Here is a 23,118-nt window from a genome sequence, read left to right on the forward strand (position 1 = left end):
CGAGGACGCTCACTGCACCGCCCACGCGATGGCGGGCGGGCGCACCCGAGCGCAGATGGGCCCACCGGTGGCATCGGTCAACCCGACCCGGCCGACCAGCGTCCCGTCGCCCTCGTGGGCGGCGCGCAGCAGCTCGGTCGGCACGTCGGTGAACATCAGCTTCGCTCGTCGGAACATGGCGAAGCCGTCCTGGGTCACCGCGCCCCAGCTCAGATAGAGAAACCGCGCCCCGGGGCGGCCGTGCACCCAGGGGCCACCGACGTCGAGTGCTCCGTCGATCTCACGGCTGGACACCTCGAAGGACCAGGTGGCGCTTGCCGCGTCGGCCGGCACCTGATCGACGACGTCGGCCTTGCGTTGAACGCCGACGTGCACGTTTCCCACCCGCAGCGCGTCGGCCTCCGCACCGGGGCGCTGACCTGGGAGATCGCTGCCGTCGATCCTGATCCGCATGGCACCGACTCTAGCTAGTCGGCCGGTTGCTCGGCGGTGTCGTCGTTCTCGCCGTACTCGCCGCGGATGGGCAGGTAGTAGGCGGGCAGGAACCCGGCGATGATGGCCACACCGGCGATCGGCACGAACGCGCCGACGAGGATGCCGGAGCCGATCCAGACCAGCGCGAGCGCGAACCGGCGACCGATGGCCCGCGCGCCGAACGGCCCGAGGCCCGGGTCCAGCAGTTTGGCGCGCCGAAGGTACGCCCACACGATGTTGAAGAGGGCCGCCGCCGTCCACAGTGTGCCGCCGTAGACGACGACCGACGCGCGCAGCCCCTGCTCCGCGCGCAACGCTTCGGCGAGCAGTGACGTGGAGAACGGCAGGAAGGCGATGACCATCAGGAGCAACGTGTTGAGGAACAGGACCCCTCGGTCGACGTGCCGGACGCGATCGAACATGACGTGGTGATTCACCCACACCTGCCCGATGAGCAGGAAGCTCAGCGTGTACGCCAGGTACGACGGCCACAGCGCACCGAGCCCCCGGGCGAGGCGCTCGAAGTCGTGGGGCGGTTGGATCTCCAGCACCAGCAGCGTCACAGCGATCGCGAAGACACCGTCGCTGAAGGCCAGCAAGCGGCCCGGGTTACGGGTCAGCCGTGAAGTTTCCCTTTTGGGAGGCACCTCACTGATTATGCTATATGTCGGCTTTCATCATGGGTAGCGCTGGCGACCGTTCTGCGCAGGTAGGTCTCGGCCAACTGACGAAGGCGTGCCCTGTCGAAACTCTCCCCGTGACCGGGATGGACGACGGACACGTCGAGGTCGACGAGGAACTCCATGCTCCGCCGGTACGCGGCCACGTCGGAGTTCGGCAGATCGTCGATCAGGGCACCCTCGTAGATGATGTCGCCCGAGTACAGGGTCCCGGTGTGTTCCTCCAGCAGGGCGATGCTCCCGGGCGTATGGCCCGGAAGATGCAGCACCGTCAGCACCCGCCCGCCCAGGTCGATGCGGTCGCCGTCGTCGAGCAGGCGGTGCAGGGTCATCGGTGCGACGCGGTAGGCAGCCGGGTCGTACCCGGGATCGGGCAGAACATCGATCATGAGCGCCGGGACGGCTTCCCCGGCGGCGTCGATGCCCAGCTTCTCGAAGAGTTCCGCGCCGTACATGCTCGCCGGTACGCCCGCCGCGAGGATCCCCGCCTCGGCGGGGTGGGCGGCCCGGTCCCCGAACTCAGCCGCCCCACCGACGTGATCCAGGTGCGCGTGGGTGAGCACGACAATCGGATCACGCTCGAACAGGCCCGGAATCGCCTGCCGCAGGGCGACGACACCGAGCCCGGCGTCGATCACGATGTCCCGATCGTTGCCCCGCAACCACCAGAAGTTCGCCGACAGCAGCTCGTTGACGTGCGGTTCCGAGATCCGGACGACGCCGCCGTCCACTTCGGCCCGTGCATACCAGTCGACCATGCCCGAGAGTCTGCCAGCGCGACGGTGCCGCTTCTATGCCTGACCGACGGCCTGAGCGATGGCGAGGGTGTGCTGGTACTCGCGCCAGTGAGCCAATTTGCCGTCTCGGGTCCGCAGCACCCCGATGAATGGTGCCGAGGCGGTCAGGCCGGTCCCCGTGTGGGTGCCGACCAGTTCGTATTCGATCACGATCACCTCGGGGTCAGCGGTCTCATGCAGGACCACGTTGCGGCAGTCGTCGAACCGGACCGGGAACATCGCCTGGCCCGCTTGCGTGTACTCAAGGACCCGTTGCTTCCCTTCGATACGCGTAGGGCGGCCGGGTGCGGCGAACGGTGTCTCAAGCACCACGTCGTCGGCGAGCGAGTCGGCCTCGTAGGTGGGCAGGTTCGCGAGCCACCGGGCGCGCATGCTGTCGAAGATCTCGCTTGGTGTCACGTCGTCCTCCTGGATAATGAGTCATGACTCGACTTACCCGTCCGAGAATAATGAGTGGAGACTCACTTTGGTAGAGGGGTCGCCGCTGCGCGCCGACGCGCAGCGCAACAGGGCACGCATCCTCGACGCCGCCGAGGCGACCTTCGCCGAGTTCGGCACCCGCGCGTCCACCGAGGAGGTGGCTCGGAGGGCCGGCGTTGCCATCGGTACGGTCTTTCGGCACTTCCCCACCAAGGACGACCTGCTCGCCGCGATCATGAAGCGACTGCTCGGGCAACTCGTCGAGGAGGCAGGGAAACACGACCTCTTCACGTTCTTCACCCACCTCGTGGCGCAGGCCGCCGGGAAGAAGACCGTCGTCGACCTGCTCGCCGGGTCCGGGGTGGACATCCGGCTTCCCGACGCGGTAGGTCACCTGGAGGAGGCGGTGGGCAGGCTGCTGGAACGCGCGCGGGCCGCCGGAGCCGTCGCCGACTCGGTACGGCTACCCGAGACGATGGCGCTCCTTACCAGCCTGTGCCAGGGCGCTCTGCATGGCGGGTGGGACCAACAGTTGCAAGCTCGTACGCTCGCGGTCGTCTTCGCCGGCCTGAAGCGCGACTGACCGCAGCGGACGGCGGGTTCGCACGACGGACCGGCGGCGAGGCCGGGGAGGGTGAATCCGTCCGCGTCGGCACGCGGGAACGCCCGATCCGCCGGTCCGAACGAGTACGCCATGAAAGACTCGCCCGGCTGGCGGAAGGGGCGGGGATGCAACCAACCTGGCTCGTAGCGCTCTCGTGGGCTTCGCTCGCTGTCGGCGTCGTCAGCTTCGCGGTGGTGCTGGCCGACACCTATCTCCGTGGAAACCGTCAGCCGGTCCGGGTCATGGAGATCGTCTGGCTGGTGACCGTCCTCTACATCGGCCCGGCCGCCGTCCGCCTCTACTGGAACTGGGGCAGGCCCGAGGCGTTCTCTCGACGGCGGCAGGAGGGGCAACCGCACCGGCCGCGCCGGGGCATCGTCGTCACCCACGTGTCCCGCTGCGGCGCCCACTGCGCTCTCGGCTTCGTCATCGCCGAGGTCGCCCTGTACGCCGTGAGATTCGACGCGGGCAAGGACCCACTGTGGGTCGCCTACGCCGGCGACTATCTGATGGCGGTGACGATCGCCGTGCTCTTCCGGTACTTCGCCGGGCCGGGTCGCCGCCTCGCAAAGATCTGGCACGCGCTGTCGAGCGTCGGCAGGATCGAGTTGCTGACCATCACCGCGTTCGAGGTGACGTTGTTCGTGTGGCTGACCCTCGCGCATCGCGTGGTCCTGCCGGAGCCATCCATGCGAGCCGACAGCCCCACGTTCTGGTTCGCCGGCCAGATCGGGCTGATAGCCGGCTTCCTCGCGGCCTGGCCCACCGCCTCCTGGCAGCTCGGCCGAGGACTGAGATTCGAGCCGCGCCGACTCCCCTACGACTGAGCAGGGCCCGGCCACCCCGACAAAAACAAGCGGCAAGGAGATCACTCTCCCTGCCACTTCTAACGTATACCGCACCTGGGGGCTTGCCGCAAGACCCCGGTCGTGGCGCAGAATCGGCGGCCGGACCAGCACAAACGAGGTAACGGGGGCGAGACGTGGGTGTGTTGTCGAGGGACGAGGACCGCGCCGACCGGGCACAGCTGTTGGATCTTCGAGAGGTCGACGAGACGCAGGTGTCGGTCGTCGGCGGCAAGGCCGCGCACCTGGGCGCGCTGTCCCGGATCGACGGCATCCGGGTGCCGGCGGGGTTCTGCGTGCCGACTGCCGCCTTCCGGCGGATCATGGCGCAGACGCCGTCGATGGACGATCGGCTCGATCAGCTGTCGCGCCTGAGCGCGGACGAGCGGGAGGCGATTCGCACGCTCAGCGCGGAGATCCGCCGCAGCGTCGAGGAGACCCCGATTCCGGGCGACCTGGCCGCCGCGATCACCGGCGCGCTCGACCGGTTCGGCGAGCAGGCCGCCTACGCCGTGCGGTCCAGCGCGACGGCGGAGGACACGCCCACGGCGTCCTTCGCCGGCCAGCAGGACACCTACCTGAACGTGGTGGGGCCGGAGGCGATCCTGCGGCACGTCAGCCGGTGCTGGGCGTCACTGTTCACCGAGCGGGCCGTCATCTACCGCCTTCGCAACGGCATCGACCACCGCACGGTTCAGATGGCTGTCGTCGTACAGCAGATGGTTTTTTCGGATGCCGCAGGCATCCTGTTCACGGCGGACCCGGTGACTGGCAACCGGACTGTCGCAACTGTGGACGCCAGCTTCGGCCTCGGCGAGGCCCTGGTGTCCGGCCTGGTGAACCCGGACGTCTTCAGGGTGCGCGACGGCGAGGTCGTCACCGGCACTGTCGCCGCCAAGCAACGCGCCGTCACCGCGCTGCCCGGCGGCGGAACGCGGGAGGTGGCGATCGAGGCGCAGCGGCAGGAGCAGCCGGCGCTGACGCAGGCGCAGGTCCTACGGCTGGTGCAGCTCGGGCGACGGATCGAGGCGCACTTCGGCCGCCCGCAGGACATCGAGTGGTGCCTGGTGGACGACGACTTCCAGATCGTGCAGAGCCGGCCGATCACCACCCTGTTCCCCATCCCGGCGGCCGACGACCAGGAGAACCACGTCTACCTCTCGGTCGGTCACCAGCAGATGATGACCGACGCCATGCGGCCGCTGGGTCTCTCGATGTGGCAGTTGACGGCCATCGCCGTGATGCTGAAGGCCGGCGGGAGGTTGTTCGTCGACGCCACCCGGCTGCTGGCCTCGCCCACGAGCCGCGCCGGCTTCCTGGAGATGGTCGGGAAGTCCGATCCCCTGATGCGCGACGCGTTGCAGACGCTCCTCGACCGCCCCGACTTCATTCCGACGCTTCCGGACGGGGGTGGTCCCGCCAGGCTGACGACCGGCGGCGCGTCCACCTCGATCGAAACCGACCCGGCGATCGTCACCGAGCTGATCGAGCGCAGCAGGGCATCCATAGCCGCCCTGCGCCGCGACATCGCGACGGTGACCGGTACGGCGCTGTTCGACTTCCTGCTGGAGGCGTTCAAGGAGCACAAGCGGGTCCTCGGCGATCCGCTGAACATGCAGGCGATCATGGCCGGCATGGAGGCCACCTGGTGGCTCAACGACCGGCTGCACGAGTGGCTGGGTGAGAAGAACGCCGCCGACACCCTCACCCTCTCCGCGCCCGGCAACGTCACGTCGGAGATGGGGCTGGCGCTGCTCGACGTCGCCGACGTGATCCGCCCCTACCCGGAGGTGGTGGCGTTCCTTCAGGACGTCGCGCACGACGACTTCCTCGACGAGCTGCCGAAGGTCGCGGGCGGGGCCGAGGCGCGCGCCGCCATCAAGGCGTACCTCGACCGCTACGGCATGCGGTGCGTCGGCGAGATCGACATCACCAGGCCGCGGTGGAGCGAACGCCCCAGCACGCTGGTGCCGGTGCTGCTGGACAACGTCAAGCTCTTCGAGCCGGGCGCGGCCCGGCGGCGCTTCGAGCAGGGCCAGCAGCGGGCACGGCAGCAGGCGCAGGAGGTGTTGACGCGCCTGCGGGCGCTGCCGGACGGGCAAGAGAAGGCCGACGAGACCGCGCGGATGATCGACCGGGTGCGGGCCTTCATCGGCTACCGGGAGTACCCGAAGTACGACATCGTCAGCCGCTACTTCATCTACAAGCAGGCACTGCTGGCAGAGGCCGAGCGCCTGGTACGCGCCGGCGTGCTCGCCGAGACCGAAGACGTCTTCTACCTCACGTTCCAGGAGTTCCACGAGGTGGTGCGCACGCACCGGGTGGATGACGAGCTGATCCGGCGGCGTCGGGAGGAGTTCCTGTCGTACCAGCCGCTCACCCCGCCCCGGGTGCTGACCTCCGACGGCGAGGCGATCACCGGGGCGTACCGACGCGACGACCTGCCGGCCGGCGCCCTGGCCGGGATGCCGGTGTCCGCCGGGACTGTCGAAGGACGCGCCCGCGTCATCCTGGACATGGCGCAGGCCGACCTCGAAGCGGGTGACATCCTCGTCACCGCCCACACTGACCCGAGCTGGACGCCGCTGTTCGTCGGCATTGCCGGCCTGGTGACAGAGGTCGGCGGGTTGATGACGCACGGCGCGGTGATCGCGAGGGAGTATGGCCTGCCGGCCGTCGTCAGCGTGCTCGACGCGACCCGGCTGATCCGCGACGGGCAGCGGATCCGCGTGCACGGCAGCGACGGGTACGTGGAGATCCTTTCCTGACCGACGGCACCTCAGGAGGAACGACAGTGGCGGTTTCGGTCCGACGGCTGGCGATCATGGTGGCCACGGCGTCGACACTGGTGTCGGTGGCGGGGTGCAGCAGCGGCGGCGGCGACGCCACCGAGGCGTTGACGACGCCGAGCCCGCAGGTGACGCTCGCCCCGTCGCCGGCCGCCGATCAGGAGTTCCGCCGGCTGGAGGAGCAGTTCGGGGCGCGGCTGGGGATCTACGCCGTCGACACGGGCGCCGGCCGCACTGTGGAGTACCGCGCCGACGAGCGGTTCGCGTACGCCTCGACGTGGAAGGCCCTCGCCGCCGCCGAGGTGCTCGACGGCACCACAGACGCCCAACTGGATCGGGTGGTGCGGTACTCGGCGGGGGACCTGGTGGCGCACTCCCCCATCACCGAGAAGCACGTCGGCGAGGGCATGAGCCTGCGGGCCCTCGCCGACGCCGCAGTGCGCTACAGCGACAACACGGCCGGCAACCTGCTGCTGCGCCACCTCGGCGGGCCGGCGGGGTTCGAGTCGAAGCTGCGCGCGCTGGGCGACACTGTCACCGACGCGGCCCGCTACGAGACAGCGCTGAACGAGGGAACACCTGGCGACAGGCGGGACACCAGCACCGCGCGGGCCCTGGCCGGCGACCTCCGGGCGTACACGGTGGGGGTTGCCCTGGAACCGGCGGACCGCGACGTGCTGCTCGGCTGGCTGCGGGGCAACACCACCGGCGCGGCGCTGGTCCGCGCCGGGGTGCCGGCCGGCTGGGTGGTCGGGGACAAGACCGGGACCGGTGGGTACGGCACCCGCAACGACATCGCGGTGATCTGGCCGCCCGACCGGGCCCCGATCGTGCTCGCCGTGCTGTCCAGCCGCGACAGGAAGGACGCCAGCCCGGACGACAGCCTCATCGCCCAGGCCACCCGGGTGGTCGTCGCCCACCTGCGAGCATGAGTCCGTCAGGTCGCGGCACGGCTGTCGAACGCCGTCTGGTGGCGACGGATCTCGGCGTGGTGGTCGGCGGACCAGGCCGCCAGGGCCAGAACGGTGGAGAGCAGTGACCTGCCCAGCTCGGTGAGGGCGTACTCGACGCGGGGTGGCACCTCCGGGTACGACGTCCTGGTGATGAGGCCGGTGCGCTGGAGGTGTTTCAGGGTCAGCGTGAGCATGCGCTGGGAGATGCCGGGGATCGCGTCACCCAGGTCCGAGTAACGGACGGGGCCGTCGGCGAGCGTGCCGATGATCAGCACGCTCCATTTGTCGCCGACGAGGTCCAGGACCTCCCGGATGAAGTCGGCGTCCTCGTCGTTCCAATGGGCGCAGGGCCCCGGAGCGGCCCGGACGTTCCCCCGGACGTTGGTGCGCCTGCGCCGGAGTTCTCCTGCGCTCATCCCCGCCGCCCCTCCGCGCAGTCCGCGCTACGCACATGAATGTACCTTTTGTGGCCCTCCAATTCTGATGCATCATGGCGTTACGAACAAGAAGTGAGAATCAGTGAGGAGCGCCATGAAGATCGAGTTCTGGTCGGACATCGTCTGCCCGTACTGCGGGCTGATGGACCACCGGCTCCACCGGGCAGTGGACCGGCTCCCGTACGGCGACCAGGTCCAGGTGATCCACAGGTCGTTCCAGCTGCATCCCGACCTGCCCCGTGGGGGTGTCAGTCAACGGGAGCTGATCACGATGGCGGGGGCTCCCGCGACGACAGTCGACAGGGTTCTGCGGCCCATCGAGCGGGCGGCCGAGGCGGAGGGTTTGACGCCCTACCACGCGGTGGACCGCACGCTCGGGCCGACGGATCTCGCCCACGAACTGCTCGCGTACGCGACCGACCAGGGTCGCGGCCCCGAGATCTGGACGGCGATGTTCCGCGCGCACTTCGGGCAGGCCCGCAAGCTGTGGACCGCCGAGGAGGTCCTCGACTTCGCCGCCGAGGTGGGTCTGGACAGCGCCGGGGCCGCCGACGCCCTGCGAAGCCGCCGCTACCGGGCCCGGGTGGCGGCCGACCAGCGTGAGGCAGAGCGCCTCGGGGCCCGCGGCGCGCCGTTCCTCGTCTTCGACGGCCGCTTCGCCGTGCCCGGGGCGATCGGCCTCGACGACCTGCTCGCGGTCATCGACAAGGCGTGGGCCGAGAGCCACCCGACGCCGCAGCCACTGCCGGTGGTCGGTGTCGCCGAGGGCATGTGCGCCCCGGATGGCTGCGCGCTACCCGACCGCACCGCCTGAACTCGTCAGGCGGGGCGGTACTTCAGGAGGACGACCCCGGAGGCGAAGGGTTCGACGGAGACCAACTCCAGTCGTGCCGGGGGTTGATCACCGTCGAACAGCGCCTTGCCCCGACGCAGGTACAGGGGATGCACCAGGAGGTGAAACTCGTCGATGAGCCGCAAGATGGCAAGGGACCGGATCAGTGTGAGGCTGCCGTAGACCACGATGTCGCCGCCGGGATCACGCTTCAGCTGGGTGATCTCGTCGGGTTCGATGTGAGTGAGCCGGCGGCTGTCACCCCAGGTCGCGGTGTCGCCCGAGGCGGAGACGACGATCTTTTCCAGCGCGTCGAGCCGCTGGGCATAACCCCGTACATCGTCGGGCTGGTCGGGATCCTGGGCGACCAGCGGCCAGTGTCCGGCGAAGTCGGCGTGCGTGACCCGGCCCAGCATGAGGCTTCCGGCCTTGTCCACCAGGTCCCGCTCGTACTTTTGCAGATGGTCGTCGAGCAGCAGCCAGTCCATCTCGTCGTCGGGGCCGGCGACGAACCCGTCGAGGGTGGTCCACATCGACACGACAATCTTGCGCAACGTCGTCCTCCGTCATGGTGCGGTACGCCCCGGGGCTCCGGGACCTCGGCGGTGCCGACTACTGGCCGCCGCTGAGCGCGGCTCGGACGGGTTCCGGTGTCCGGCCCGGGAACCTCTGCTGGAAGTCGACGACTCCGACCCAGGTGGGGCGCAGGCCGATCCGGACCATCCGCAGGCCCGGCTGATCTATCGCCGCCAGGTAGGCGTCGCCCATCTCGTCGCCCATCCCCGCGCGCTGGATGGTGGCGTACTCCGGCAGGACGCCCTCGACCTCGGCCAGTGTGACCCTCCCGCGCAGCATGAGCACCTCCGGAAGACCGTCCGCGGTGTCGATGCAGACCGCCACGTCGGGGCGGGCGCTCAGGTCGCGGATCTTGTAGGTGCCGGCGAACGCGCCGACGACCAACTCCTCGCCGGTCCACAGGAAGTTCACCGGGATCAGCCGCGGCGTTCCGTCCCGGCTGGTGTAGGCGAGGCGCGCCACCGGGGACGTGGCGAGCAACCGCTGCGCCAACGGCGTGTCCAGCAACGTCACGTCACCTTGCGGCGGCAGGTCCATGCCACTCACGCTAGGGGGTCAACTCCTACAGAACAAGTGATACTCCTAAAAAAGGATCCGGGTACGCTGATGGTCATGGTCGGCATGCGTAGCTATGGGGATCCGTGCGGTGTCGCACGTGGACTGGACATCATCGGCGAGCGGTGGGCGCTGCTGGTGGTACGCGACCTACTGCTCGGCCCGAGGCGGTTCAACGATCTGCTCGGCGGCCTACCCGGGGTGAGCCCGAACGTGCTGAGCCAGCGACTGCGCCAGTTGACCGAGTACGGCGTCGTCCGGCGGCGGGACCTGGGCCCGCCGACGCGCGTGCACCTCTACGAGCTGACCGAATGGGGCCACGCCCTGGAGCCGATCCTGCTGCAGTTCGGGCGCTGGGGAAGCCAGTCCCCCCAACTTCCCGACGGCCCCCTCGGCGTCGACTCCCTGCTGCTCAGCATCAAGGCGGCCTTCGATCCGGCGCGCGCCTCGGACCTCGCCGGCAGCTACGCGTTCCACATCGACGCCGACACGTACCTCGCCGACGTCGCCAACGAGACGGTGCGGCTCCGGCGCGGCACGGCGACCGACCCCGACGCGACGCTCAGCACCGACATCGACACCCTTCGAGCCGTCTGTGGCCATGAGATCACCATGGCGGCGGCGGTTGATTCCGGCGTGGTGCGGATGAGCGGTGACGAGGATGCCCGGCGGCGCCTCACCGATCTGCTCCTTGCGCCGTTCACCCCCGCACCCCAGCCCGCCACGCCCTGACGACCGGCGATCCGCCCCCGACTCGGGTTTCGTGAAATCGGGGCGTCCTTGGCGGCGGGACACCCCGACTTCCGTGAACCCGAGTGGATCGTGCTGACAGCGGGACGCGGCACTGTCACGCCGTCGCGGCTGCCCGACCCACCGGGAATCGCACGCCGGTGAGGTCTTCCGAGACAGCCCAGAGGCGTTGCTGCACGCTCACGTCGTACGACTCGGGGCTGGAGGTGACCAGCCTCGGGTAGCCGCGCACCTCACCCAGGCCGTCGGGGCCGTAGTACTGCCCGCCGAGGACTGACGGGTCGGTGGCGGCCCGCAGGGTGGGCAGCGCGCCCGCCGTCGCGGGCTGGGTGATCACCGGGGCGAGCCACGTGATCGGCGCGCGGACGACCGCCGGGGCGTTGCGGACCAGTTCGGTGTTGGAGACGCCGGGGTGCGCGGCCACCGCGACGGTGGTGCCGTGCGGAGCGAGCCGGCGCTGCAACTCGTAGGTGAACATCAGATTGGCGAGCTTCGACTGGCCGTAGGCGGCGACCCGGCCGTAGGAACGCTCCCACTGAAGGTCGTCGAAGTGGATGGCGGCGCGGATGCGATGGCCGGCGCTGCTGACCGTGACCACCCGGGAGCCGGGCACGGGCAGCAGCAGGTCGAGCAGCAGGCCGGTGAACGCGAAGTGGCCCAGGTGGTTGGTGCCGAACTGCATCTCGAAGCCGTCGCGGGTGGCCTGCTTCGGTGTGTACATCACGCCCGCGTTGTTGATCAGCAGGTCGATCCGCTGGTGGGTGGCGCGCAGGTCGGCCGCGGCGGCGCGCACCGATTCCAGCGAGGTCAGATCCAACTCCTGTACGGAGACGTCGCCGTTGATCCGGGCGGCGGCCAGCTTGCCCTTCGCCGTGTCACGAACGGCCAGCACGACCGACGCCCCCCGCTCGGCGAGCCGCCGGGCGGTCTCGAAGCCCAGCCCGGTGTTGGCGCCGGTGACCACTGCCACCCGGCCGTCCTGGCGCGGAATCTGCTGCTCGGTCCACTTCATCTCAGGCTCCCCAATGTACCGCCGGTAACTTATGCTCGAAACGGTAATGTACCGCCGGTACCCTGTCAAGGGACCGCCGGTACCTAAGCTAGGGTTGGCGTCATGACGTTCCAGCGGGCGCGCAGCGAGGAGCAGCGTGCGGTCCGGCGCCGGGCGATCCTGGAGACGACCTCGGCGATGCTCGACGAAATGCCGGTGGCCGAGGTGACCCTCAACGAGCTGAGTCGTCGGGTCGGCCTGGCCAAGACGGCGGTGCTGCGCTATTTCGAGTCCCGCGAGGCGGTGCTGCTCGACCTGCTGGACGACCGGACGACGACCTGGCTGGCCGAGCTGGACCAGGAGTTGGCCCACGGTGTCAACCTGAGCCGGCCCGCAGCGGAACGGGCGGAACAGACGGCCGACGTGCTCAGCCGCTCGCTCGCCGCCCACACGGTGCTCTGTGACCTCTTCGGCGCGCAGGGCGGGGTGCTCGAACACAACGTCTCCGTCGAGGCGGTCCGCCGGCACAAACGGGCCGCACTGGGCAACCTCGCGGTGATGGCCGACCTCGTCCGGCGGCACCTGCCGGAGCTCGGCGACAACGCCGAACTGTTCTGCCTGAACGCCCTGATGATGGCTGGCGCACTGTCCGCCTACACCTCGCCGCCGCCGAGCCTGCTCGCCGTCTACGAGTCCGAACCGGCGCTCGCCGTCCATCACGTCGACCTGCGGACAGCCCTGCGGGTCGCGATCATCACGTCGCTCGTGGGCATGCTGCCGCGCCCCTGATTCGTTGCGGGAAACTCGGTGGCCATAAGGCTGGGTGCGGTCTACCGTGGCCCGCCATGCTCTCAAACGAACAGATCATCGGACAGGCCCTGGACCGGATCGAGGCCGGGTACGTCTTCCCCGAGAAGGTCGCGGACATCGACGCCGCGATCCGCCGTCGTCTCGCGGCAGGTGAGTACGACGACCTGGACGGGCCGGCGCTCTGCGAGACGGTGACCGCCCACCTTCAGCAGGCGTGTCCGGACAAACATCTGCGGCTGCTGTGGTCGGACCAACCGCAGTCGCTGGATCCCGCCGACGAGGACGGCGGACGCGCCGCGTTCCTCGCGCTCCTCAGGACGGAGAACCAGGGAATCCGCCGGGTCGAGCACCTGGACAGCAACGTCGGACTCATCGACGTGCGGCGCATCGCGTACGCCGACGAAGGCGCCGCCGCGATCGGCGCGGCCATGCAACTGGTCGCCCTCAGCTCCGCGCTCATCCTGGACCTGCGCGCCTGCTCCGGCGGAACACCGGAGGGCGCCGCGATGTGGTGCAGCTACTTCTTCCGCGACGACCAGGTGCACCTCAACGACTTCTACGAGCGGTCCACCGGCGCCACCCGCCAGTTCTGGACGACCGCGCACCTGCCCGCGCCGCGCTACGCGGACCGCCCGGTCCACGTGCTCACCAGCGCTATGACGTTCTCCGGGGGCGAGGACGTGGCGTACACCCTTCAGGCGCACGGCCGGGCCGTGGTCGTCGGTGAGACGACGCGTGGCGGCGCGCATCCGACGGCCCGTCACCCGGTCACCGCACACATCCTCGTGACAGTGCCGACCGCCCGGACCATCAACAGCGTCACCGGCACCAACTGGGAGGGCGTCGGAGTGGTCCCGGACGTACCCGTCCCGGCAGACCAGGCACTCGACACGGCGCTCAAGGCCATCTCGGGCACCTAGGCACACCCGGCGGCGGCCGTCCACCCGAGAACGGCACGACGACACACCCCCGGGACGTCGCCGCGGCTCGCTGCCCGGACGTCGCCGCGGCTCGTTGCCGGGACGTCGCCGCGGCTCGCTGCCGGCCCGGCGTGATCAACTCGGGTTCCGTGAAACCGGGGTGTCCGCCGAGCCCGGACACCCCGGTTTCCGTGAACGCGAGTGGATCACCCGCAGCGCCTGGAGTCGGAATTAAGAAAGTTAAGGTCTCACTCTTGGAAGTTGAGGATTCTTAAGCTACAACTTTAGGTATGACAGAACAGCCGATGGACTGGCAGGAGCTGACCAGCCTGACTCGGGGGCAACCGTTGGTCGTCGAGCGGGTGCGCCTGGCGAGCAACGGCGTCGCGATCGAGGGCGAGTTCGAGCTGCCGCAGCTGGCTCAGCTCAACGTCGAGGACCAGGTCTTCGTCACGGCGTTCGTGCGCAGCCACGGTTCGATCAAGGAGATGGAACGCATCTTCGGGGTGAGCTACCCGACGATCAAGTCACGTCTCAACCGGATCACACAGATGCTCGACTTCGTCGAGACCGACCCGGCGCCGTCGCGGGCCGACATCATCGACCGGTTACGCCGCGGTGAGATCACCGCACAGCAGGCGTTGACCGAGCTGGGCGGCCAGCCGTGATGCCGCAGCTGGTGACGATCAAGGTCAACCGCCCGGACCGCCGACCCATCCGCGTCTGGGTTCCGGTGCTCCCGGTGGCGCTCCTGCTCTTTCCGGTCGTGGTCCTGGTCGCGCTCGCGGCGATCGTGGCCCGCCTGGTGTTCCACATCGGTGTGGTGCGGGCACTCGGCGCTGGTTGGCGCGTCATCTCCGCGCTGCGCGGCGCCCGCTTCGACATCGAGCAGGGCCATACGGCCGTGTTCGTGGCTATCCGATAGGAGAGGTTCGCATGACCGAACAACGCAAGGACATCCTCGACATGCTGGCCGCCGGCACGATCACCGCGGAGGAGGCGGAGCAGCTCATCGCCGCCCTCGAACGGGACCAGGCACCGGCGGTGGCAGGCCACGACGCCAAGCCGAAGGGCAAGGTGAAATACCTGCGGGTGGTGGTGGACGCCACCGACAACGGCGAGCCGTCGCGGGTCAACGTGCGGGTGCCACTGCAACTGCTGCGAGCCGGCGTACGGCTGGCGGCGCTGGTCCCGCCGCAGGCCCTGGTCAAGGCCAACGCCTCACTCAGCGACTCGGGTGTGCCGATCGACCTGACGCAGCTCAAGCCCGAGCAGTTGGAGGCGCTCGTGGAGCACCTCGACGACGTGACGGTGGAGGTGGACTCCCCCGATGCCACAGTGCGGGTCTTCTGCGAATAGGCGTCGTCCGATGGGACGGCCCCTCGAGAGGGTGCTGGAACACCCTCCCGAGGCTGCGCCCGCCGCAGCAGAGCACAGGTGAACTGCCAACCTGAAGTCTAGCCACTGACCGGCAACCAGCGGAGGTACCACTCGGACGGGTGGTCCCTCCGCTGGTTGCCGTGAGACACCCCCGATGGTGCGCGGATCGTGGTGCGTGAAGACGCGGATCAGCCAGGCGGGGGCGGGCACTCCAGGACCGCGATCGAGTTGCCGACGAACAGCCCCAGGTGCGGGTGCCCGGAGAAGATCTGTACAGCCTCGTCGTGCGAGCCCGCTTCGACAATGGTGTAGCCGGTCAGAGCGTCGGTGAAGTCCTCGACACCCTGCGCGGTGACCAGCTTCTTCGCGTTCAGTGGAGCGCCGGGGTCGACGATGGCCTTCTCGTTGGCCTGCGCCCACGACGCCCAGGCGTTGATGAACTCGGTCTGCTGCTGTTCGGTGAGTTCGGCCTTGCCGACCTCATCAGCCGCGCCGTTGAAGAGCGCAAGAAACCTGCCCATTCCCGCATCCTAACGGCGGCCTGGCCAGGCCGCCCCGAGCCACGATCTCAGGTTGCCCGCCGATGGCATCATCGATCCGATGAACGTTCGTCGCCTGGCGGCCATCGACATGTACGGCAGCCGAGGAACCACGCGCCGACGGCGGATCATTCTGGCCGAGTTCCTCGTCGGCGTGGTGCTGATGGTGACGTGGGGCTGCTGGCTGCTGGCGTCAGCGAACGGTTTCGGCACCCGAGCATTCGGCTTGTGGTTGGTCGGCGCGGGTCTCAACTACGCGCCACTGTCCCTGTACGCGCTCGCGCTGATGCGGCCCGGTGCCCTCGACGTCGAACTTGCTGGCGTCGACACCGACCGGGAACTGCGCCGGTACACAGTGCTTCAGCTCTGGGTCTTCGTGCCGTTCGCCCTCGTCGTGTTCGCCATCCGCGACGCACTCGCCCGGCGTAGGGCGCGGACGACAGCTTCCTGACCACCGTACAAACCGGTGGACTACCTGACATGGTTCGGCTGGTCAGCTCTTGGCCTGGCTGCGACGGACCCGCCGACGGGGCTTGTCGTCACCGCCGGCTAGCCGGGTGAAGGTGAGCATGTTCGCCAGCGCCACGGCGATGATCGCGAGGCCGACCTGGATCGCGAGCACCACCCAGTCCCAGCGCAGCACCCACACCTGGACGCCGGCTCCGTCGTCGATGCCGAGCGCCCTGGCGACCACTGTGCCCAGCACCGCCGAGCCGACGCCGATGACGAACGTGGCGACGACACCGATCCGTTGCCTTCCCGGCAGGATGAGTCGTCCGAGCAGGCCGACGAGGGCGCCGATGAGCACCGCGCCGAGATAACCAGTTACCAGCATTGCCGTCTCCCCTCCAGCAGTGCCCAGATACATGCCCGAATCTCACGTTCCCGGAAACCCCGTCCCGGTCGCGGTCCGCTTCAGGGCCTGCCGGCGGATGGTCGCTCGCGCGCAGCACACCGACGATCAGGGCCGCGGGAATGTCGCTCTGATCCACTACGCTGCCGGAGCTTTGACACCTGAGCGGAGGACGCACATGGCCCGCCCCTACAAACCCGGCCCGAAGCAGTTCGTCTTCGCCGTCGGTGACGGCAACGATCACCATGTCTCGGTGGGCGATCCTCAGGAGGCCTACGTGGTGTTCTCCGCGTTCTTCCGGGGCCGGGAGTCCGACACCTACACCGTCACCGACGAAGCGGCGAGGCAGAGTTTGGTCCTCATGCCCAGCCTGGGAGTGATTTCCCGGATCACTGACGCGGACCACCCTCGGTCGGAACACCTCCGGGTCGACAGACCCAACCGCTACCTTCCGAGCGCGATGCTGTTCTTCGAGAACGGGTACGCCGGCCTCGACCACTTCGGCCAGTGGTTCTCCGACCTCGCCGACCTCGACGCGGCACCGGAGATCCGGGGTGCCGCCCGCGCCGCCACCTTCACGACGGAGGCGGCGGCGATCGACGAGGTGGGCCGGATCTGGGCGGATTCCGGCTACGTCGACCCGACCGACCAGTACTACATCTTCTTCGACTCGCATGACATCGACGACGACCGGGCCGAACAAGCCGAACTGCTCACGTTGATCGAGTTCCTCGGTCTCGAACGGGTCGACGCCCCGGCCGATGCCGCCGGGGGCGAGGTCTGGGTGCGCAGCGACCCACGCCTCGACGCCGAATGCGAACGGTGGTCGTGATCGCATGAGGGACGTCGTCTTCTCGCGTCGCAGCGGCTGGCTGTCGGATTCGCCGAGTTCGAGCGCGCGCGTCGTCGGCGCGACGCCCGGTGGGTCAAGGCCCCCCGATGGCCTGCCGCCAGTTCGTCAGGCACCTGATCGGCAAGCACGTCGGCTCCTGACCTGGGCACGTGGGCGCGACGCCGGCGGCCGTCAGCGGGTGAGGCCGACCAGCGTCGCCAGTCGCGCCACACCGGCCGGCGCCGGCCGCCCGCGGGCAACATCGGCGATCACCGTACGCGCCAACAGCCGGCACCGAACCTCAGCCGGCGCGACACTGTCCGCGTCGACCAACGCGCGTGCCGCCCCACGCAGGTCACCCACCTGGAGGTACGCCCGAGCGACGTCGACCAAATACGCTCCCCGATACTCGGCCGGCAACCGCCGCCACCCCTCCCGCCGCACCACTGTCGAGTGCCTTCGCAACGCCTCGGCGGCGTCACCTCGCTGTGCCGCCACGAGCACCCGCGCCAGCTCAACGGCGACCGGCCCGAAGCTGGTGCGGTGCGTGTCGTCGTACCCCCTCAGGCTGGCGGCGATGCTTGCGGCCCGGTCGGGCAGCTCGTCGGCGCGGCGGTGCTCGCCACAGCCGGCGGCAGCGAGCGCGGCCTGCACCAGCAACGTCCCACCCACCGCCCTCCCCCGGTGCTCGCCCTGCCCATCACCCCCGCTCCCGCTCCCGCTCCCGCTCCCGTGATCAAGAGGTTTCGGGCAATTTTGATCGCCAAAGAGCCCGCAAACCTCTTGATCACCGGGGTTGGCTAACTGTGGGAGGACGCGGTTGGCGGTGGGGAGCAGCGCGGTTAGGGCCAGGCGGTCGCGGTTTTGCGCGCGGAGCGCCTGGGCTACCTCGATGGTTGCTGCCGCCGCGAGGAGCCTGTCGTCGCCGGAGGCGGTCATCGCCCGGTCGGCGGCCAGCCAGGCGAGATCGGCCTCGCCGAGCTTGACCAGCAGCGATGAGGTGATCCGGTACGCCTGCACCAGCAAGTCGGGTGACCGCGCCCCCTGGGCGGCGTCGAGCAGACCCGGCAGCAGACGCACCAACTGCCCGTAGTGCGCGTGCTGATAGGTCAACCAGGCATGCCCGACCTGCCGTCTCAGCTCGTCCGTCTGCGGTGGAGCCTGCGGAATGTCATAGCGGGCGAGCGCGGCCCGGATGTCGTCCACCCCGACCGGCGTGCCCGCCGGGGTGCTCCGCGGCTGGCCGAGCAGCACCACCGGGTCCACCCGCAGGACGTGGGCCAACTCCTGGATCACCGAGTACCGGTCCAGGGGGCGGGCACCCCGCTCGACCTTGTCCACCCAACTCTTCGACCTGCGCAGCCGATCGGCCAGCATCTGCTGCGTCATCGACCGCCGCACCCGCCAGCTCGCCACCCGGCGACCGATCGGCACGTCATCGTTGGTCACGCCGCCACCGCCGGTCCGGGACCGCGCAGGTCGTGTCGTTAACGGGTACGCGCTCCGCCTCGGCCTGGGCCAGGAGCCGCCGTTTGGCAGCCTCCCGCTCGGCCGCCTCAGTGTTGTTCTCCGGAGCGTTGTCGTCCCGACCGCTCATCCCCGCCTCCTCCGATGAAGGCCCAGCAGCTCAGGATCGACCCGTTGCTGCGCTGGACCATCAGGACGTGCTCACGTCCCAAACCGGACAGTAAGGGCGGGTTAGTGATGCGGTGATTACTGGCAGTTATGCGGCCAGGTTGATGCCGATGCGGCCGGCGAGCAGGCGCAACTCGTCGGGGATGGCTCGGCGCTGGGCGCGCTGGGCCAGGGTCACCACGGCGTCGCGGGCGAGGGGGTTGATGGCGAACGGGATGGGTGCCGCCCTTTCGGCCTGCACGAACGCGGCGAGAGCTTCGGCGTCCCGACGGCCGCCGTCCGCCAGCGCTCGTCCGATGTCGAGCCAGTAGGACAGTTGGCGGTTCGATGCCTTGAGCACCTGCGGTCGGATCGTCCGGGACAGCTCGATCACCTTGCCGGACTCGCCCTGCTCTGCCGCGATGGACATCTTCCAAAGTCCGACGTTGGTCGGCCCGAAGCAGCACCCGTTGAAGCCGCCTCCGTCGGCTGGATCTCCCAGGCTCTCGGCTTCGCGAGCGGCCTCTGCAAGGTGATCCTGGGCCGCATCGGAACGTCCATCCACGGTAGAGGCGAGCGCAGCCATGAGGTGGAGCTGGCCGAGCATCTGGCGCACCCGGATGTCGGAGGCATCTCCCTGTAGCTCCACTAGTGACCGGTCAACGGATGCGGCCGCTAAGCGCGCGGATTCGATCGGCAGGCTCTGCGCGTACACGAACCGAGATGCGCCGAGCCACGCTCGATCTTCGACGTCCTCAGCAGCGGCCACGGATACCCGAGCGGCGTTGAGGGCCAGGTGGCGGTAGCCGAGGTGTCGAATGCAGGTAGAGGCAAGGTAGGCGACCTGAGCGAGCGTCGTCCCGCCCACGGCGGCGGCTTCGAGCAGCAGGCCCGGAAGCGCCCGCGCCATAGCCGGGTAGTTACACGAATTGCGGAGCTGATCGGCTCGTGCGATCTCGGCCGTCAGGCGTTCCGTTGTGTAGGTCGACGGGCGGCGCTCGCCGTCCTCGATCTCGATCAGGGCCGACCAGATCGCCGGCACGCACTCGGCGGCGCTCTCACGGGCCGGGTCGCCGGACTCGGTGCCCTGGCCAAGCAGGTCGGCGACCGTGACCTGGAGCGCGGCAGCGAGAGCAACCAGAGTGGAACGCCGGTCAATGGTCTTCCGACCAGACTCGACCTGCGACACGTACGACTGGGTGACACCAGCGAGGCCGGCGAGGACGGCCAGCGTCATGCCGCCCCGGCGCATCCGCCAGTACCGGATCCTGGCCCCAATGGTGTCCGGCTTCGTCACCATGCCTACACCCACCCCCAGGTAGAGGACCAGGTCAGCGGCCACGCCATGCTATCCCGCACGTTTGGACGGTACACCGACAGCAGCCAAGTGATGCCGCTGAATGCCCCGAGAGGCGTCGCAGGCTCATCTGCACTTGGCCCAACTCAATTGTCAGAGTTGGCTAGGGTTTGCCGGATGACCTGAACGAGCCAGCCGAGTGCCTAGTACCGGTGCCCGCACGGCCCCCGAATCCGCCGATGACCGGCATCCGATCATCACCACGGAAGGTTGCTCGTCGTCGTTCGCAGGCAATACACCACGCGCCTCGACAAGCGCTGTCATTTGAATGAGAAATCGCTCGAGCGCTGCTCCGCTTGATGGTTCAGCGCGCTCGCCCCTGGTGCCGGCCTTCTCAGCAGTCGGTCCAACTCGCTGGGCGCAGTCGAGAATCGGTGGTGGAGCCCACGACGAGGCCGTTGTCGGCGATTGCCCACGACACTCATAGCGACGCAGAACCTCGATGACGGTGATCCCGGGAAGGACCACCTTCATACGGGGTTCTGCGGGCAACGAATCCGGGCGCGTCCGGACCGCTGATCGAGCCAGCTACTCCAAGCCACTACTCGGAAAGGCCCAGTGGAGGATCAGCAGGGGGTCAGCTGCCAAGTCACCTTCGTCACGTTGACCGGTATATACAGGTCGCCCCCGGTCCCGCCGGCAGGAGCGCAGTTCTTGAAGGGAATCGACGAGCCGAGCATGAACCCGGATATCACGGCGTCGCGGCCTGTGCCGTTGTAGAAGTTGAATCCCTGGATGCTGCCGGTCCACTCGCTGTTGGTCGTCAGAGACGGCGTCTCCACGGGACCCTGCGGCGGGTGATTCCAGTTGGGCCAGATGCAGAGCATGCCCTGCGGGCAGTTCCCGGACCCCGCGCCTTGTACCGACACTCCGGGTGCTGCCGCCGAGGCGGGGGCGGTGGCCAGCGCGCCTGCGACGGACGCGGTGATGGCGATGGCGGTGGCGGTGGCGATGGATTTCAACAGCACGGTTCACCTGCTCTTAGATAGATGTCTGTCGTTGTGGATTTAAACTACCGGTGGAAAATTGACAGGTCAACCACCTGAAACGACGTAGTCCGGGCGGGTCACTCGGAAGCTGGCGTCCACCTGAGTCTGATGACGATTGAGGTAGTTTCAGAGTGATATCCGTCGGATGGCACCACGGCCTGCCCGCATCCGATCACCGCCCACAGTGGAGCCGACCGTGCTCTCACCCGACGGCGCCCCGCTCGATCTTGTCCACCAGCTCTTCGACCTGCGCAACCGGTCGGCAAGCATCTGCTGCGTCATCGACCGCCGAACCCGCCAGCTCGCCACCCGGCGGCCAATCGGGACGTCATCGTTGGTCACGCCGCCACCGCCGGTCCGGGACCGCGCGGGTCGTGTCCTCCACGGGTACGCGCTCCGCCTCGGCCTGCGCCAGGAGCCGCTGCTTGGCAGCCTCCCGCTCGGCCGCCTCACTGTTGTTTTCCGGAGCGTTGTCGTCCCGACCGCTCAATCCCCGCCTCCTCCGATGGAGGCCCAGCAGCTCAGGATCGATCGTTGCCGCGCTGGACCATCAGGACGCGTTCACGTCCCAAACCGGACAGTAGGGTCGATTGGTGATGCCGTGATTACTTGCAGTTATGCGGCCAGGTTAATGCCGATACGGCCGGCGAGCAGGCGCAACTCGTCGGGGATGGCTCGGCGCTGGGCGCGCTGAGCGAGGGTCACCACGGCGTCGCGGGCGAGCGGGTTGATGGCGAACGGGATCGGCGCCGCCCGCTCGGCCTGCACGAATGCAACGAGCGCTTCAGCATCCCGGCGACCGCTGTCCGCCAGGGCACGACCGAGATCGAGCCAGTAAGACTGTTGGCGGATCGACGCTGCGAGCACCTGCGGCCGGACCGTCCGAGACAGTTCGATGACCCGGCCGGATTCGCCCTGCTCGGCTGCGATGGACATCTCCCACAGCCCAACGTTTGTCGGTCCGAATCCGCAGCCGTTGAAGCCAGCGCCGTCGGCTGGATCCCCAAGCGTCGCCGCCTCGCGGGCCGCCTCGGCAAGGTGATCGCGTGCCACGTCTAGACGACCGCTCACCGTCGACGTCAACGCGGCCGAGAGATGTAGTTGTCCGAGCATCTGTCGCACACGCTCATCGGCAGCGTCGGCTTGCAGCTCGATCAGTGACCGGTCGGCTGCACGGGCCGCCACTGATGCGGATTCGATGGGCAGGCTCTGCGCATAGGCAAAGCGGGAGGCAGCAATCCACGCCGGGTCTTCGGCGTCTTCGGCGACCGCCCCAGCGAGCCGGGCGGCGTTGAGGGCCAGGTGGCGGTAGCCGAGATTCCGCAGGCAGGTGGCGGTCTGGTAGGCCACCTGGACGAGCACGGTGCCGCCTACGGCGGCGGCTTCAAGCAGCAGGCCGGGGAGCAAACGAGCCATTGCTGGATAGTTGGAGGACGTGCGGAGCCGTTCGGCACGGCCAATTTCGGCGGCCAGGCGCTCCGTTGTGTAGGTCGACGGGCGGCGCTCGCCGTCCTCGATCTCGATCAGGGCCGACCAGATCGCCGGCACGTACTCGGCGGCGCTCTCACGGGCCGGGTCGCCGGACTCTGTGCCTTGACCGAGCAGGTCGGCCACCGTGACCTGAAGTGCGGCAGCAAGAGCCACCAGAGTGGAGCGACGGTCGATGGTCTTCCGACCAGACTCGACCTGCGACACGTACGACTGGGTGACACCAGCGAGCCCCGCCAAGACGGCCTGAGTCATCCCCCCACGACGCATCCGCCAGTACCGGATCCTGGCACCGATGGTGTCTGGCTTCGTCACCATGATTTCGCGAACCCCCAGGTAGAGGACCGGGACAGCCAGTCACCGCGAACTGCTATCCCCGCACCCTGGACGGTACACCGACATAGCGTCCGAGTGATGGCGTCGAGTGCCCCGAGAGGCGTCACCCCGGTCAGTCCCACTGCAGGGCACCGGTCGGCGCCGACCACGGTTGCCTCGCGGCCTGCGCGAGCAGAACGGAGCCCGCATGCCCGTGGCACCCGGATCTGGCCGATGAGGGGCCGTCGCGCCTGCGAGCATTCGGAAGCGTCTCCGTCAGGTATATGTGCTGTGCGAGGTAGGACCGGATGCGGCATC

General features: G+C 68.8%; 29 protein-coding genes. 13 read left to right on the top strand and 16 right to left on the bottom strand.

All coding sequences use genetic code 11. The annotated features are described in order from the left end of the window. Positions 1-9: 9 nt before the first annotated feature. The 4 genes from AB0B98_RS22330 to AB0B98_RS22345 are packed head-to-tail and all read right to left on the bottom strand — an operon-like array spanning position 10 to position 2,350. A complete protein-coding gene (locus AB0B98_RS22330; RefSeq protein WP_357364973.1) occupies positions 10-453 on the bottom strand; it encodes a DUF5990 family protein in 444 nt (147 codons plus the stop codon). A 14-nt stretch (positions 454-467) separates the two neighbouring features. Next, entirely contained in the window at positions 468-1,121 is a 654-nt protein-coding gene (locus AB0B98_RS22335; protein ID WP_357364975.1) for a TMEM175 family protein, read from the bottom strand. An 8-nt stretch (positions 1,122-1,129) separates the two neighbouring features. Continuing rightward, positions 1,130-1,912, bottom strand: coding sequence for an MBL fold metallo-hydrolase (locus AB0B98_RS22340; protein WP_357364976.1), 783 nt, complete (start codon positions 1,910-1,912; stop codon positions 1,130-1,132). Between the two features lie 33 nt (positions 1,913-1,945). Continuing rightward, positions 1,946-2,350, bottom strand: a complete 405-nt coding sequence (locus AB0B98_RS22345) for a nuclear transport factor 2 family protein (protein WP_357364978.1) — start codon at positions 2,348-2,350, stop codon at positions 1,946-1,948. A gap of 67 nt (positions 2,351-2,417) precedes the next feature. On the opposite strand from AB0B98_RS22345, the gene AB0B98_RS22350 reads away from it, so the two are divergent. The 4 genes from AB0B98_RS22350 to bla all read left to right on the top strand — a co-directional run bounded on the left by AB0B98_RS22350 (position 2,418) and on the right by bla (position 7,541). After that, a complete protein-coding gene (locus AB0B98_RS22350; RefSeq protein ID WP_357364980.1) occupies positions 2,418-2,954 on the top strand; it encodes a helix-turn-helix domain-containing protein in 537 nt (178 codons plus the stop codon). 146 nt (positions 2,955-3,100) lie between these two features. Then, a complete protein-coding gene (locus AB0B98_RS22355) occupies positions 3,101-3,802 on the top strand; it encodes a DUF4396 domain-containing protein (RefSeq protein WP_357364982.1) in 702 nt (233 codons plus the stop codon). A gap of 164 nt (positions 3,803-3,966) precedes the next feature. After that, a complete protein-coding gene (gene rph, locus AB0B98_RS22360) occupies positions 3,967-6,588 on the top strand; it encodes a rifamycin-inactivating phosphotransferase (RefSeq protein ID WP_357364984.1) in 2,622 nt (873 codons plus the stop codon). A 26-nt stretch (positions 6,589-6,614) separates the two neighbouring features. Further along, on the top strand, positions 6,615-7,541 hold the full coding sequence (bla, locus tag AB0B98_RS22365) for a class A beta-lactamase (RefSeq protein WP_357364986.1): 927 nt from the start codon (positions 6,615-6,617) through the stop codon (positions 7,539-7,541). A gap of 5 nt (positions 7,542-7,546) precedes the next feature. Here bla and AB0B98_RS22370 read toward each other — a convergent pair whose 3' ends face one another. Further along, entirely contained in the window at positions 7,547-7,978 is a 432-nt protein-coding gene (locus AB0B98_RS22370; RefSeq protein ID WP_357364988.1) for a helix-turn-helix domain-containing protein, read from the bottom strand. Between the two features lie 115 nt (positions 7,979-8,093). Here AB0B98_RS22370 and AB0B98_RS22375 point away from each other — a divergent pair, with 115 nt between their 5' ends. Next, positions 8,094-8,813 (top strand): DsbA family oxidoreductase, encoded by a 720-nt coding sequence (locus AB0B98_RS22375; protein WP_357364990.1) that lies wholly within the window; start codon positions 8,094-8,096, stop codon positions 8,811-8,813. 5 nt (positions 8,814-8,818) lie between these two features. Here the strand turns inward: AB0B98_RS22375 and AB0B98_RS22380 are convergent, their stop codons facing one another. After that, positions 8,819-9,385, bottom strand: a complete 567-nt coding sequence (locus AB0B98_RS22380; RefSeq protein ID WP_357364991.1) for a dihydrofolate reductase family protein — start codon at positions 9,383-9,385, stop codon at positions 8,819-8,821. Positions 9,386-9,443: 58 nt separating this feature from the next. After that, positions 9,444-9,944: a pyridoxamine 5'-phosphate oxidase family protein gene (locus tag AB0B98_RS22385; protein WP_357364993.1), complete on the bottom strand. Its 501-nt coding sequence runs from the start codon at positions 9,942-9,944 to the stop codon at positions 9,444-9,446. Between the two features lie 75 nt (positions 9,945-10,019). On the opposite strand from AB0B98_RS22385, the gene AB0B98_RS22390 reads away from it, so the two are divergent. Further along, a complete protein-coding gene (locus AB0B98_RS22390; protein WP_357364995.1) occupies positions 10,020-10,694 on the top strand; it encodes a winged helix-turn-helix transcriptional regulator in 675 nt (224 codons plus the stop codon). A gap of 115 nt (positions 10,695-10,809) precedes the next feature. Here AB0B98_RS22390 and AB0B98_RS22395 read toward each other — a convergent pair whose 3' ends face one another. After that, positions 10,810-11,724: an SDR family NAD(P)-dependent oxidoreductase gene (locus tag AB0B98_RS22395; protein ID WP_357364997.1), complete on the bottom strand. Its 915-nt coding sequence runs from the start codon at positions 11,722-11,724 to the stop codon at positions 10,810-10,812. Between the two features lie 102 nt (positions 11,725-11,826). Between AB0B98_RS22395 and AB0B98_RS22400 the strand changes: the two genes are divergently transcribed. From AB0B98_RS22400 to AB0B98_RS22420, 5 genes are all read left to right on the top strand, one after another. Then, positions 11,827-12,492 (top strand): TetR family transcriptional regulator, encoded by a 666-nt coding sequence (locus AB0B98_RS22400; protein ID WP_357364999.1) that lies wholly within the window; start codon positions 11,827-11,829, stop codon positions 12,490-12,492. A 56-nt stretch (positions 12,493-12,548) separates the two neighbouring features. Next, on the top strand, positions 12,549-13,433 hold the full coding sequence (locus AB0B98_RS22405) for a S41 family peptidase (protein WP_357365000.1): 885 nt from the start codon (positions 12,549-12,551) through the stop codon (positions 13,431-13,433). A 290-nt stretch (positions 13,434-13,723) separates the two neighbouring features. Next, positions 13,724-14,101, top strand: coding sequence for a DUF2089 domain-containing protein (locus AB0B98_RS22410; RefSeq protein WP_357365001.1), 378 nt, complete (start codon positions 13,724-13,726; stop codon positions 14,099-14,101). Then, positions 14,101-14,358, top strand: a complete 258-nt coding sequence (locus tag AB0B98_RS22415; RefSeq protein WP_357365003.1) for a hypothetical protein — start codon at positions 14,101-14,103, stop codon at positions 14,356-14,358. Before AB0B98_RS22410 ends, AB0B98_RS22415 begins: the two co-directional genes overlap by 1 nt. A gap of 11 nt (positions 14,359-14,369) precedes the next feature. Beyond that, positions 14,370-14,792 carry a hypothetical protein gene (locus tag AB0B98_RS22420; RefSeq protein ID WP_357365005.1) on the top strand — a complete coding sequence of 141 codons (423 nt, stop codon included), beginning with the start codon at positions 14,370-14,372 and terminating at the stop codon, positions 14,790-14,792. A 209-nt stretch (positions 14,793-15,001) separates the two neighbouring features. Here AB0B98_RS22420 and AB0B98_RS22425 read toward each other — a convergent pair whose 3' ends face one another. Continuing rightward, positions 15,002-15,334: a hypothetical protein gene (locus AB0B98_RS22425; protein ID WP_357365007.1), complete on the bottom strand. Its 333-nt coding sequence runs from the start codon at positions 15,332-15,334 to the stop codon at positions 15,002-15,004. A gap of 79 nt (positions 15,335-15,413) precedes the next feature. Between AB0B98_RS22425 and AB0B98_RS22430 the strand changes: the two genes are divergently transcribed. Continuing rightward, entirely contained in the window at positions 15,414-15,803 is a 390-nt protein-coding gene (locus tag AB0B98_RS22430) for a hypothetical protein (RefSeq protein ID WP_357365010.1), read from the top strand. A 42-nt stretch (positions 15,804-15,845) separates the two neighbouring features. Here the strand turns inward: AB0B98_RS22430 and AB0B98_RS22435 are convergent, their stop codons facing one another. After that, the gene (locus AB0B98_RS22435; protein WP_357365012.1) at positions 15,846-16,187 is read right to left on the bottom strand and encodes a GlsB/YeaQ/YmgE family stress response membrane protein; all 342 of its coding nucleotides are present in this window, start codon (positions 16,185-16,187) and stop codon (positions 15,846-15,848) included. Positions 16,188-16,383: 196 nt separating this feature from the next. On the opposite strand from AB0B98_RS22435, the gene AB0B98_RS22440 reads away from it, so the two are divergent. Beyond that, entirely contained in the window at positions 16,384-17,037 is a 654-nt protein-coding gene (locus tag AB0B98_RS22440) for a hypothetical protein (protein WP_357365014.1), read from the top strand. Between the two features lie 192 nt (positions 17,038-17,229). On the opposite strand, the gene AB0B98_RS22445 is transcribed toward AB0B98_RS22440, so the two are convergent. The 6 genes from AB0B98_RS22445 to AB0B98_RS22470 all read right to left on the bottom strand — a co-directional run bounded on the left by AB0B98_RS22445 (position 17,230) and on the right by AB0B98_RS22470 (position 22,803). After that, positions 17,230-18,486, bottom strand: a complete 1,257-nt coding sequence (locus AB0B98_RS22445) for a helix-turn-helix domain-containing protein (protein ID WP_357365016.1) — start codon at positions 18,484-18,486, stop codon at positions 17,230-17,232. Further along, positions 18,473-18,634, bottom strand: a complete 162-nt coding sequence (locus tag AB0B98_RS22450) for a hypothetical protein (RefSeq protein ID WP_357365017.1) — start codon at positions 18,632-18,634, stop codon at positions 18,473-18,475. Before AB0B98_RS22450 ends, AB0B98_RS22445 begins: the two co-directional genes overlap by 14 nt. A gap of 126 nt (positions 18,635-18,760) precedes the next feature. Continuing rightward, positions 18,761-19,951: a helix-turn-helix domain-containing protein gene (locus AB0B98_RS22455; protein ID WP_357365196.1), complete on the bottom strand. Its 1,191-nt coding sequence runs from the start codon at positions 19,949-19,951 to the stop codon at positions 18,761-18,763. 623 nt (positions 19,952-20,574) lie between these two features. After that, positions 20,575-20,976 carry a hypothetical protein gene (locus AB0B98_RS22460; protein WP_357365019.1) on the bottom strand — a complete coding sequence of 134 codons (402 nt, stop codon included), beginning with the start codon at positions 20,974-20,976 and terminating at the stop codon, positions 20,575-20,577. 349 nt (positions 20,977-21,325) lie between these two features. Then, entirely contained in the window at positions 21,326-21,487 is a 162-nt protein-coding gene (locus tag AB0B98_RS22465) for a hypothetical protein (RefSeq protein ID WP_357365021.1), read from the bottom strand. Between the two features lie 125 nt (positions 21,488-21,612). After that, positions 21,613-22,803 carry a helix-turn-helix domain-containing protein gene (locus tag AB0B98_RS22470; protein WP_357365023.1) on the bottom strand — a complete coding sequence of 397 codons (1,191 nt, stop codon included), beginning with the start codon at positions 22,801-22,803 and terminating at the stop codon, positions 21,613-21,615. Between the last annotated feature and the right edge of the window lie 315 nt (positions 22,804-23,118).

The sequence above is a fragment of the Micromonospora sp. NPDC048947 genome, from assembly GCF_040649495.1.
GTDB lineage: Bacteria > Actinomycetota > Actinomycetes > Mycobacteriales > Micromonosporaceae > Micromonospora > Micromonospora alfalfae.